The organism is Pantoea sp. 1.19 (genome assembly GCF_001922585.1).
Taxonomy (GTDB): Bacteria; Pseudomonadota; Gammaproteobacteria; order Enterobacterales; family Enterobacteriaceae; genus 1-19.
Genome location: NZ_MRBS01000003.1, coordinates 125,902 through 136,242 on the forward strand (window position 1 = coordinate 125,902; position 10,341 = coordinate 136,242).

The window sequence follows — 10,341 nt, forward strand, 5'->3', positions numbered from 1 at the left end:
TTCTGGCAAGATAACAGGCAGGCGCACGCAGGGCCGCGGTAGGGGGGGAGGAGAGGCCCCGGCCATTCTGTACCGGGGATGCTGCCTACGGGGTGCGCCGCTGCAGTCGCCAGCCGGCGAGCAGTGCCAGCAGCAACAGCGCGGTAATAAACAGTGTGATGCCCGGCCAGCCGCCGGCGTGCCAGCAATAACCGCCGACGGTGCCGGCCACGCTGGAGCCGAGGTAGTAACTGAACAAATACAGGGAGGAGGCCTGCCCCCGCGCGCGGCGGGCGCGCAGGCCGACCCAGCCGCTGGCCACCGCGTGGGCGGCGAAAAACCCGGCGGTAAACAGCATCATGCCGGTCACAATCAGCCATAGCGGCGCGGCCAGGGTAATCAGTAGCCCACTGAGCATCACGGCGGTAGCCAGCAGCATCACCGGTCCGCGCCCCAGCCGTGCGGTCAGTGCGCCGGCCCGCGGTGAACTCCAGGATCCGGTCAGATAGACCACCGACAGCAGCCCAACTGTCGCCTGACTCAGGTGCCACGGATTGGCCATCAGGCGGTAACCAATGTAGTTAAACAGGGTGACGAACGCGCCCATCAGCAGAAATCCGGTTGCAAACAGCAGCGGCAGCCCGTCGTCGCGCCAGTGCAGGCGAAAGTGAATCAATAACGACCGGGGTCTCAGCGACGCCGGACGAAAATGGCGGGAAGCGGGCAGCAGGCGGGCAAACATCAGCGCGGCGGCCAGCGCAAAACAGCCCAGCAGGGTCATTGCCATACGCCAGTTGCTCACATCGGTCAACACACCGCTCACCAGTCGGCCACTCATTCCGCCGATGGAGTTCCCGCTGATATACAGCCCCATGGCAAAAGCGACCATCGAAGGGTGAATTTCCTCGCTCAGCCAGGTCATGGCCACCGCGGCCACGCCGCTGAGCGCCAGCCCGGTCAGTCCGCGCATCAGTAAAATCGCGTGCCAGCTATGCATTTGCGCCGCCAGCAGCGTACAGCAGGCCGCCAGGGCCAGCGCGGTGACCATCACCGGCTTGCGGCCCACCGCGTCGGAGAGCGGGCCGGTCACCAGCAGTCCCAGCGCCATCAGTCCGGTGGCAATCGATAGCGACAGGCTGCTTTGCGCCGGCGAGAGGGCGAACTGCTGCGACAGCACGGGTAAAATCGGCTGTACGCAATAGAGCAGGGCAAAGGTTGCCAGACCGGCGGTAAACAGCGCGACGGTGGCGCGCATAAACAGCGGCGATCCGCGTAAAATCCAGTCTCCGGCCGGCGAAGGGGGAGAAGAGGGGGCGACAGCGGGGAGGTCGTCCAGGTCGGTCGACGGGGCGGTGCGATTCACAGCGGATCCTTAGCGCGGGTCAGTAAGTCACGATGAGTAAAGAGGGTAATGGTGACGGAATGAGTTGTACAATATATTAATAATCTCAAATAAGAGGTTACACATATGAATATTGAAATGCGCCATTTGCGGTACTTTATCGCCGTGGCGGAGGAGTGCCATTTTGGCCGCGCCGCGCGACGGCTGGCAATATCGCAACCGCCGCTCAGTCAGCAAATCATGGCGCTGGAGGCGCTGCTGGGCGCCAGGTTACTCTCGCGGACCAATCGCAGCGTACAGCTGACCGCCGCCGGTGAGCAATTTCTGCTGGATGCCCGACAGATTGTCCAGCAAACGGCGCAGGCGGCCGAACGCGCAGCCCGGCTGCATCAGGGGTTGGAAGGTGAACTCCGCATTGGGTTCACCTCCTCTGCGCCGCTGATTCCGGCGGTGTCCGATGCGCTGTTGCGCTTTCGCCAGCGCTATCCGGCGGTGCACATTTCCATGCGGGAGATGAATACTCGCCAGCAGCTGACGCCGCTGGAAGAGGGACATCTTGATCTTAGCGTGATGCGCAATACGCCGCTGCCGCCGAGCCTCGACTGGCAGCTGTTACGTCGGGAACCCCTGATGGCGCTGGTTCATCGCGATCATCCGCTGGCCGACAGAGGGGCTATCTCCATTCGGGCGCTGGCTAACGAACCCTTTATCTTTTTCGATCCGCACGTCGGTACCGGTTTATACAGCGATATCCTGGCGCTGCTGCAGCGCTACGCGATTACGCCCTTTGTCACGCAGGAAGTGGGCGAAGCGATGACAATCCTTGGTCTGGTGGCGACCGGACTGGGGGTATCCCTGTTACCGATGGCATTTCGCCGCGCACAGCTGGACAATCTGGTCTGGCTCCCACTGCTCGAAAGTGATGCGCGCTCAGAGGTATGGCTGGTGTGGGCAAAAGGGCGTGAGCCGGGAGCCGCGTTCAATACGATGCGGTCGCTGCTGCTGGCCGGCGCGCCGACAGAGTGAAAAACTGGCAATCTTTTGGCATTTCTGTGCGGTAAATCACAAACGGGATCAAATAGTTGACGCCTCCACCGAACTGCTACACCATAACCAAAAAGCTTTATTTTGAAGCGCGAAAATAAGCGGAGCAGGGCCAGAAATGTTGGAGAGTCAGCCAGGACACATTGACCAGATTAAGCAGACCAATGCTGGCGCCGTCTACCGTTTGATTGATCAGCAGGGGCCTGTCTCCCGCATAGCGCTGTCGCGCCTGGCCCAGCTGGCCCCGGCCAGCATTACGAAAATCGTACGGGAAATGCTGGCTGCACACCTGGTGCAAGAGACTGAATTCCAGGAGCCGGGCAGTCGCGGTCGCCCCGCCGTGGGACTGGTACTGGATACCGTAGCCTGGCACTATTTGTCGGTGCGTATCACGCAGGGCGAAATGATCCTCGCGCTACGCGACCTCAGCAGTCGTCAGGTTGTTGAAGAGACGCAGCCGCTGCCGCAGCAGGATGCGATACCGCTGCTACAGCGCATCATTCAGCAGATTGACGCTTTCTTTATTCGGCATCAGCGGGTGTTGGAGCGGCTGACTGCAATTGCCATCACGCTGCCCGGCATTGTCGATACCACCACCGGCGTGGTGCACCGCATGCCCTGGTATGACGTCAGCGACATGCCGCTGGGCGAGGCGCTGTCACAGCGCAGTGGACTACCGGTCTATCTTCAGCACGATGTCGCCGCCTGGGCGCTGGCCGAATCGCTGTTTGGCGCCGCGCGCGGTAGCCAAAACGTGATTCAGGTGGTTATCGATCAGCACGTCGGTGCGGCGGTGATCAGCGATGGGCGGCTGCTGCATGCCGGTCATCGCAGCCGCGTCGAGATGGGGCACATCCAGGTCGATCCCTGGGGCAAACGCTGCTATTGCGGCAATCACGGCTGTCTGGAGACGCTGGCCAGTACCAGCAGTATGCTGGAGCTGGCGGCGCAGCGTATGCGCCTGTCGATGAGTTCCCGCCTGCACGGCCAGCCGCTGAGCGTTAGCACGCTGTGCGACGCCGCCCGCAGTGGTGACGCGCTGGCGCGGGACATCCTCTGCGACGTTGGCCGCAATGTCGGTCGGATTCTGGCGGTGATGGTGAATATTTTTAATCCTGAAAAAATTCTGATTGGTTCGCCGCTGAATCCTGCGGCGAACATCCTCTATCCCGTGATCCACTCTGCGGTTCAGCAGCAGGCGCTTCCTGACTATACCCGCGCGCTCAGCGTGGAGGCGACGCATTTTCCCAACACCGGTACCATGCCGGGTGCCGCGCTGGTTAAGGATGCCTTATATAATGGCTCATTATTGGTGCGCCTGTTACAGGGCTGATTTTCTTTCCGGTCACCGGGGAAACATTGCGCTACCGCAAATTGTAACGCTGAACGGCAGCTTACAATCGCTCTCCCGCCCGGTGTAACGGGCGGGGCAGCCATCACAGCGGAGGGCTCCATGAATCACTGCTATTTCGTCACCGGTACGGATGCCGAAGTCGGTAAAACCATCGTTTCTCTCGCGCTCATGCGCAAATTCGCCAGCGCGGGGCGTCGGGTCGCGGGGTATAAACCTTTTTCATCCGGCGGCCTCGGTAAACCGGAAGGGCTGCGCGCCCGCGATGCGCTGCAGCTGCAGGCCCAGTGCAGCGCCGACTGGCCGTATGAAGCGATCAATCCTCTGACCCGCGCGGAGATGGAGAGCGCACCGCCACTCACGCAGCGCGCCGCGCTGCCGCCGCTCAGCGCCGGACTCCGGCAGCTGCGCAAAGCCAGTGACTGCGTCATTGTCGAAGGCTGCGGCGGCTGGCGTACCTTACTGGATGCCGATTTTCCACTCAGCCGCTGGGCCGTCAGCGAAAGTCTGCCGGTGATCATGGTGGTAGGAATCAAGCCGGGCTGCCTGAGTCACGCGTTGCTCACCGCCGAAGCGATTCGCGCCGACGGTCTGCCGCTGGTCGGTTGGGTTGCCAACCGGGTCAATCCGTGCCTGCCGAACTATTGCGCGGTGGTCGATGCGCTGCGTGAACGGCTGGCGGCGCCGCTGCTCGGTGAGATCCCCTATTTACCCCGCATAGCCGAGCGCGATCTGCAGCCCTATCTGGATATTGTGCCGCTGACTCGCGGCGACTGAATCGGGCTGGGAGGCGCAAACCTCCCCGTTCCGGTTACTGGTTGAGCTTGCGGCGGGTTCGGCCTGAGCTGAGGTAATCGGCAATGTAGTCCTGCGAAATTTCGCCGCAGTAGCGTCCCTCTTCGTCGACAATCGGCATCCATACCGTATTGTGTTCGTACAGTTTGGAGAGCACCACGCGCAGGTTCTCTTCGCCGCGACCGGTGACTTTAAATGTGTGCAGTTTGTCCGCGCTCACCCCCGTGGCGTCCCGCGCCTCGCGACGTTTAACGTAGCCCAACGGCTTGCCGTCGTCGTCCACTACCGTTATCGCGCGCATATCGTGGTCGTCCATGGTGGCAAAGGCCTGATCCAGCGGCGTCGATTTGCGAACGGTAATGGTGGGCTGCTGGTCGGTCACGTCGCTGGCCTGCACCAGCAGCAGGCGCTTCAGGGTGCGGTCCTGACCGACGAAGGATCCAACAAAATCATTGCGCGGGGTGGCCAGCAGCTCGTCCGGACTGGCGCACTGCACGATTTTTCCCTGGCCGAATACCGCGATGCGATCGCCGAGCTTCAGCGCTTCATCTATATCGTGACTGACCAGCATCACGGTCTTGTTCAGCTGGCGTTGCATAGTCAAAAACTCGTTCTGGATAACCTCGCGATTAATCGGGTCGACGGCGCCGAACGGTTCATCCATCAGTAACACCGGTGGATCTGCCGCAAGTGCGCGTATCACGCCGATACGTTGCTGCTGACCGCCGGAAAGCTCTTTAGGATAGCGATTGAGGTATTTCCCCGGCTCGAGCGCCACCATATTCATTAGCTCCATCGCGCGGGCGCGGCAGCGCTGCTTATCCCAGCCCAGCATTCGCGGGACGACGGTGATGTTTTCTTCAATGGTCATATTCGGAAACAGGCCGATTTGCTGAATCACATAGCCGATATTGCGGCGCAGGCTGACGGTATCCATCTGGTCGGTATCTTCCCCGTTAATCCAGATTTTCCCGCTGCTGCGGGTAATCAAGCGGTTAATCATCTTCAGCGTGGTGGTTTTGCCGCAGCCCGAAGGACCGAGCAAAACACACATCTCGCCTTCCGGTACGTGGAGGCTGACATTGTCTACGGCGTTAAAGGTCTGGCCGTTTTGTTGACGAAACGTTTTGGTCAGGTGTTCTAACTTAATCATTCACGGATCCCCCGGGGTGTCAGCGCCAGCTGCAAACGGTGCAGTAGCCAGTCAAGCACAATCGCCAGTAAACAGATCATCAGCGCGCCGGCTAACAGCATGCGGATATCACTCCGGCCAATACCGTCCAGCAGTAACAGACCAAGACCGCCGGCGCCAATCACCGCGGCAATGGCCATCACGCCAACGTTCATCACCACCGCGGTGCGAATACCGCCAAAAATGACCGGCAGCGCCACCGGAATTTCCACCCAGCGCAGCCGCTGCCAGAAGGTCATGCCGATGCCGCGGCCGGCTTCGCGCAGCCCGCCCGGCAGATTTTCCAGGGCGGTATGGGTGTTGCGAATAATGGGCAGCAGCGAATAGAGAAATACCGCACTGATGGCCGGCACCACGCCAATGCCCTGACCGATCAGCGAAAACAGCGGAATCATCAGGCCAAACAGGGCAATGGAGGGGATGGTCAGCATAATGGTTGCCAGGCCAAGTATTGGCGCAGCGAGCCATTTGACGCGCACAATCATCACGCCGATCGGTACGCCCACCACAATGGCGCAGCCGACCGCCACCAGCACCAGCCACAGATGCTGCAGCGTCAGCGTCATCAGGTAGTGTCCGTTTTGCAGCATATAATGCAACGTATCCATGTTGGTGCTCCTTAAAGCATGTCATGTTGCTGCAGGAAGTCGCGGGCGACCTGCTGCGGCGACTGGTGATCGATATCCACCCGTTTATTCAGTTCGGTAATCGCCTCATCGGTGATCAGCGGTGAGAGCTGATTGAGAGCCTCTTTCAGACCGGGGTGATTCTGCAGCGTATCGGCGCGGACCACCGGGGTGACCGCATAGCTGGGAAAGAAATGCTTATCATCTTTCAGTACCTTCAGATCAAAGCCTTTAACCCGGCCATCGGTGGTATAAACGAGGCCCGCGTCAACAAAATTATCGCGGATGGCGTTGTACACCAGGCCGGGATCCATCTGCCGGATCTGCGGACGGTCCAGCGACAGGCTATAGACTTTTTGCAACGGCTTCAGGCCGTCGGAGCGTCCGGCGAACTCCAGATCCAGTCCGAGCATCCAGTTATGGTCGGGATCCTGTTGTCGCACCTGTTCTATTTTTGCCACCAGCTGCGACAGGGTCGTGATGTGTTCCGCATCCGCGCGCGCGCGCTTCATGGCAAAAGCGTAGGTATTATTCATCGGCGCAGGATCCAGCCATACCAGCCCCAGCTTGCCATCGAGGCGCCTGACCGTCTCATAGCCTTCGCGTGTCGACATCGGCTGACTGATGTGGTTAAAGATAATCAGCGACGTCCCGGTATACTCCCAGGTCATATCGATTTGCTTATTGAGCATTGCGTTGCGGGTGATCGTGGTCGCCAGATTGGTTTTAGCGTCGACCTCAAATCCCTTTTTCTGCAGCCAGAGCACGGTCATCGCCGAGAGGATGTGTTGTTCGGTAAACGTTTTGGTCGCCATCACGATGGGCGCCGCCGCCGCGGTGCCGGACATCACTGTCAGCAGGGTGGCCGCGGTGACGGCGGTTCGGGTGAGCCAGCTTTTCATGGTGTGCATCCCTATGTCACGCCGCGGTGTGCGGAAGAATCAGCCGGGCGAAGCCCGCCAGCAATAAATCGAGGATCAGCGCGAACAGCGCCGTGGCCGCCGCCCCCAGTATCAGCGTCGGAAAGTCGTTCAGATAGATCCCGGGGAAGATAAGCTCGCCGTAGCTGCTGGCACCGATCAAGAACGCCAGCGGGGCCGTGCCGACGTTAATCGCAGTCGCAATGCGCACGCCGGAAAAAATCACCGGCGAGGCGTTCGGCAACTCCACCTGCCACAAGCGCTGCATTTTGGTCATACCGATCCCGTTTGCCGCCTCAAGCAGTGCGCCCGGAACCGCGTTCAGGCCCGAATAGGTATTGCGCACAATCGGCAGCAGCGAGGCAAAGAACAGCGCCACCATCGCCGGGCGATCGCCGATGCCGACGATCACCATGGCCAGCGCCAGCACCGCCAGCGGTGGTACGGTATTACCGATATTAAAAATTTGCATCGCGTATTCGGCCCAGCGGCGGGCGAAGGGGCGACTCAGTAAAATACCGCTGGGGATGCCGACCAGCAGCGCGGCCAGCATTGAGCCGCTCACCAGCAGCAGGTGCTGCTGTCCGAGGTAAATCAGATCGACCCGGCGGGCTCGCAGGGTGTCGGGGCCCAGTCCCCACGCCAGCAGGGCCAGCACAGCGGCAATGAACAGCACGGCCAGGCCAGCGCGTTTCAGCAGCGTCGTATCGTTCATGGATGTTTCTCCCTGACATCAGGCCATTATCGGGCCATTATCGGGCGCGGGCCGTGGGCGGCGAGCGTCCGTGTGTTATAGCGTTATCGGAATGGCGACAGAAATAACCAGATGTGATGCCATTATTTCCAAAACCGCGCACCCCGGACGGGCACAAGCTGAGGATACCTCCATAAGATGCTGTAAAATCGTATTTTGCGAGATTAAGCTATAGCAACGTTTCGTCCGGGGGAGCAACTTTTAACGAAAAATAAACAGGCATGAAACATGCGTAAAACGGGGCGGAGGGCAGAGCGGCGCGGGTATTGAAGAGAATATGAAAAAAAAGGCGGCAGTAAGTGACACCGTCACATGACGGTGTCATCGGGGCGTCAGCGGCTGGCGGCATCCTCACCGCTACCGGTAGTAGGGCTGCTGTCGCTTTCGCTGCCATCGCGCTTGTAGACAATTTTATGGCTGTCATTTTCACAATGGCCCACCACCTGGCCATCCGCCCGATCGGCCTGGTCGTTTGGCACAATATCAAGGCTGAAGCTGGCGGCCGGTACGCCGTTGTTGATAATACGCTGGCTGATATCGGCCTTCACGCTTTCGCACGATGCCTGGGCAACCAGCGGCAGGCTGCACAGCGTCAGACTTATGATCCACAGATGTTTTTTCATTCTGCTCTCCTCAGGTCAGGACTCAGCGTAAAAGCTGAGCAACACATTCAGGGTGCGATGGGCCGCCCGGTACGGCGATCCAGACAGCGCAGGGTCTTCGGCTCCCAATAAGCGTTTACATTGAGGCTTTTATCGCAGGCGTCGCGCACATCAAACGCAGTATCCGCCTTATCAAACTCTTTTTCTACCCGGCTATTGACCTTATTACGCAGGCGTCGGGTATCATCCCACTGCTCTTTTTCCTGCCGCGCCTGTTCGGTGGAGAGGGCGTTATTACCGCTCTCAATAATCAGGCGATCGCTGCGGGCAGCGGCCGGCTGGCTGAAGGAGGCGGCGGCAAAAAGCAGCGCCGGCAGGGCGGCAGCAAGCAGGCGATGAGGCACAATCTGTTTCATGGCGATTCCTTGTTTTCCTGACATCCAACACGGTATACCTGAAAAGTATATCACCACCGGGTAAAAGCTGACCACGCGCATGCGGCGTTGGTTGAGGTAAAAAAAAGAAATCTGGCAATGATGATGAAGACGACCCTGTTATTTTTTTTGACCGCACTGGCGGAAATTGTAGGCTGCTTTCTGCCCTGGCTATGGCTGCGGCGCGGTGGCTCGGCGCTGCTGCTGATTCCCGCAGCGGCCAGTCTGGCGCTGTTTGTCTGGCTACTGACCCTGCATCCGGCGGCCTCCGGGCGCGTCTATGCGGCCTACGGTGGTGTCTACGTGCTCACCGCGCTGGTCTGGCTGCGCGTGATCGATGGCGTCAGGCTGAGCCTGTTTGACTGGGTGGGCGCCGGCGTGGCGTTTTGCGGCATGCTAATCATTGTTGCGGGCTGGGGGCGCTAGCGCCCCCAGTCGCGGCGTTACTTGCGGTAAACGCTTAAACCGGCCTGGGTCTGGCAAACCGGCATCATTTCGAGGGTGTTAATATTGACGTGGGCCGGCAGATTAGCCACCCACCACACAGCCTCGGTAACGTCCCCGGCGCTGAGGGCTTCGGTGCCGGCGTAGACGTTTTCCGCCTTGCCTTCATCGCCTTTAAAGCGTACCTGGGAAAACTCGGTGCCGCCGACCAGTCCCGGTTCGATATCGGTGACCCGCAGGGCGGTACCGTGTAAATCGGTGCGCAGATTCAGGCTGAACTGGCGAACAAACGCCTTGGTGGCACCGTAAACGTTACCGCCGGCGTAAGGCCAACTGCCGGCGATGGATCCGATATTGATAATGTGCCCGCGATTGCGCGCCACCATACCCGGTAGCAGCGCCCGGGTCATGTATACCAGGCCTTTGGTATTGGTGTCGATCATCTGTTCCCAGTCATCCACGTCGGCGCGCTGCGCCGGTTCGATCCCCAGCGCCAGCCCGGCGTTATTCACCAGAATATCGACTTCGCGCCATTCGGCGGGCAGGCCGCTTACCGCAGCGTCGATCGCGGCGCGATTGCGCACGTCCAGCTGCAGCGGCCAGAGGGCCTCGCCCAGCTCATCGCGCAGCGCCTGCAGGCGATCGTGGCGCCGGCCGGTGGCAATAACCCGGTGGCCGGCGGCGATAAAACGGCGAGTCATACTTTCGCCAAAACCGGCGGTGGCGCCGGTGATAAAAATGATCATCGATTTCCCCATAGCGTGATTCCTGGTGGTGACAGTAGGCCGTTCTCTGCCTGAACGCAATACCCGAAACGCGGCACCCTGCTGGTGCAGGCGCTGCCACAAAACGGTGCGT

12 protein-coding genes are annotated in these 10,341 nt (G+C 60.1%); 4 read left to right on the plus strand and 8 right to left on the minus strand.

The genetic code is table 11. The features are described from left to right. Window positions 1-85 precede the first annotated feature (85 nt). Window positions 86-1,342 carry an MFS transporter gene (locus BS626_RS07230; RefSeq protein ID WP_075181723.1) on the minus strand — a complete coding sequence of 419 codons (1,257 nt, stop codon included), beginning with the start codon at window positions 1,340-1,342 and terminating at the stop codon, window positions 86-88. A 105-nt stretch (window positions 1,343-1,447) separates the two neighbouring features. Between BS626_RS07230 and BS626_RS07235 the strand changes: the two genes are divergently transcribed. From BS626_RS07235 to bioD, 3 genes are all read left to right on the plus strand, one after another. After that, window positions 1,448-2,347: a LysR family transcriptional regulator gene (locus BS626_RS07235; RefSeq protein WP_075181724.1), complete on the plus strand. Its 900-nt coding sequence runs from the start codon at window positions 1,448-1,450 to the stop codon at window positions 2,345-2,347. A gap of 136 nt (window positions 2,348-2,483) precedes the next feature. Continuing rightward, a complete protein-coding gene (locus BS626_RS07240; RefSeq protein ID WP_075181725.1) occupies window positions 2,484-3,698 on the plus strand; it encodes an ROK family protein in 1,215 nt (404 codons plus the stop codon). A gap of 120 nt (window positions 3,699-3,818) precedes the next feature. Continuing rightward, on the plus strand, window positions 3,819-4,493 hold the full coding sequence (bioD, locus tag BS626_RS07245) for a dethiobiotin synthase (protein ID WP_075181726.1): 675 nt from the start codon (window positions 3,819-3,821) through the stop codon (window positions 4,491-4,493). Window positions 4,494-4,527: 34 nt separating this feature from the next. Here the strand turns inward: bioD and osmV are convergent, their stop codons facing one another. The 6 genes from osmV to BS626_RS07275 all read right to left on the minus strand — a co-directional run bounded on the left by osmV (window position 4,528) and on the right by BS626_RS07275 (window position 9,021). Next, window positions 4,528-5,664, minus strand: a complete 1,137-nt coding sequence (osmV, locus tag BS626_RS07250) for an osmoprotectant ABC transporter ATP-binding protein OsmV (protein ID WP_075181727.1) — start codon at window positions 5,662-5,664, stop codon at window positions 4,528-4,530. Continuing rightward, window positions 5,661-6,311 carry an osmoprotectant ABC transporter permease OsmW gene (gene osmW, locus BS626_RS07255; RefSeq protein WP_075181728.1) on the minus strand — a complete coding sequence of 217 codons (651 nt, stop codon included), beginning with the start codon at window positions 6,309-6,311 and terminating at the stop codon, window positions 5,661-5,663. Before osmW ends, osmV begins: the two co-directional genes overlap by 4 nt. Before the next feature lie 11 nt (window positions 6,312-6,322). Continuing rightward, window positions 6,323-7,177 carry a glycine betaine ABC transporter substrate-binding protein gene (locus BS626_RS07260; protein WP_240494285.1) on the minus strand — a complete coding sequence of 285 codons (855 nt, stop codon included), beginning with the start codon at window positions 7,175-7,177 and terminating at the stop codon, window positions 6,323-6,325. A 70-nt stretch (window positions 7,178-7,247) separates the two neighbouring features. Then, window positions 7,248-7,964 carry an ABC transporter permease gene (locus BS626_RS07265; protein WP_075181730.1) on the minus strand — a complete coding sequence of 239 codons (717 nt, stop codon included), beginning with the start codon at window positions 7,962-7,964 and terminating at the stop codon, window positions 7,248-7,250. A gap of 371 nt (window positions 7,965-8,335) precedes the next feature. Further along, window positions 8,336-8,626, minus strand: coding sequence for a DUF1161 domain-containing protein (locus BS626_RS07270; protein WP_075181731.1), 291 nt, complete (start codon window positions 8,624-8,626; stop codon window positions 8,336-8,338). A gap of 47 nt (window positions 8,627-8,673) precedes the next feature. Continuing rightward, a complete protein-coding gene (locus tag BS626_RS07275) occupies window positions 8,674-9,021 on the minus strand; it encodes a DUF1283 family protein (RefSeq protein WP_075181732.1) in 348 nt (115 codons plus the stop codon). A 120-nt stretch (window positions 9,022-9,141) separates the two neighbouring features. Here BS626_RS07275 and BS626_RS07280 point away from each other — a divergent pair, with 120 nt between their 5' ends. Further along, on the plus strand, window positions 9,142-9,465 hold the full coding sequence (locus BS626_RS07280; protein WP_075182084.1) for a YnfA family protein: 324 nt from the start codon (window positions 9,142-9,144) through the stop codon (window positions 9,463-9,465). 17 nt (window positions 9,466-9,482) lie between these two features. Here BS626_RS07280 and ydfG read toward each other — a convergent pair whose 3' ends face one another. After that, on the minus strand, window positions 9,483-10,229 hold the full coding sequence (ydfG, locus tag BS626_RS07285) for a bifunctional NADP-dependent 3-hydroxy acid dehydrogenase/3-hydroxypropionate dehydrogenase YdfG (protein ID WP_075182085.1): 747 nt from the start codon (window positions 10,227-10,229) through the stop codon (window positions 9,483-9,485). Window positions 10,230-10,341: the final 112 nt, after the last annotated feature.

Coding starts and splice junctions, on each gene's coding strand:
- BS626_RS07235 (WP_075181724.1), top strand. CDS start 1,448: ATGAATATTGAAATGCGCCATTTGCGGTACTTTATCGCCGTGGCGGAG.
- BS626_RS07240 (WP_075181725.1), top strand. CDS start 2,484: ATGTTGGAGAGTCAGCCAGGACACATTGACCAGATTAAGCAGACCAAT.
- bioD (WP_075181726.1), top strand. CDS start 3,819: ATGAATCACTGCTATTTCGTCACCGGTACGGATGCCGAAGTCGGTAAA.
- osmV (WP_075181727.1), bottom strand. CDS start 5,664: ATGATTAAGTTAGAACACCTGACCAAAACGTTTCGTCAACAAAACGGC.
- osmW (WP_075181728.1), bottom strand. CDS start 6,311: ATGGATACGTTGCATTATATGCTGCAAAACGGACACTACCTGATGACG.
- BS626_RS07260 (WP_240494285.1), bottom strand. CDS start 7,177: ATGTCCGGCACCGCGGCGGCGGCGCCCATCGTGATGGCGACCAAAACG.
- BS626_RS07265 (WP_075181730.1), bottom strand. CDS start 7,964: ATGAACGATACGACGCTGCTGAAACGCGCTGGCCTGGCCGTGCTGTTC.
- BS626_RS07270 (WP_075181731.1), bottom strand. CDS start 8,626: ATGAAAAAACATCTGTGGATCATAAGTCTGACGCTGTGCAGCCTGCCG.
- BS626_RS07275 (WP_075181732.1), bottom strand. CDS start 9,021: ATGAAACAGATTGTGCCTCATCGCCTGCTTGCTGCCGCCCTGCCGGCG.
- BS626_RS07280 (WP_075182084.1), top strand. CDS start 9,142: ATGATGAAGACGACCCTGTTATTTTTTTTGACCGCACTGGCGGAAATT.
- ydfG (WP_075182085.1), bottom strand. CDS start 10,229: ATGATCATTTTTATCACCGGCGCCACCGCCGGTTTTGGCGAAAGTATG.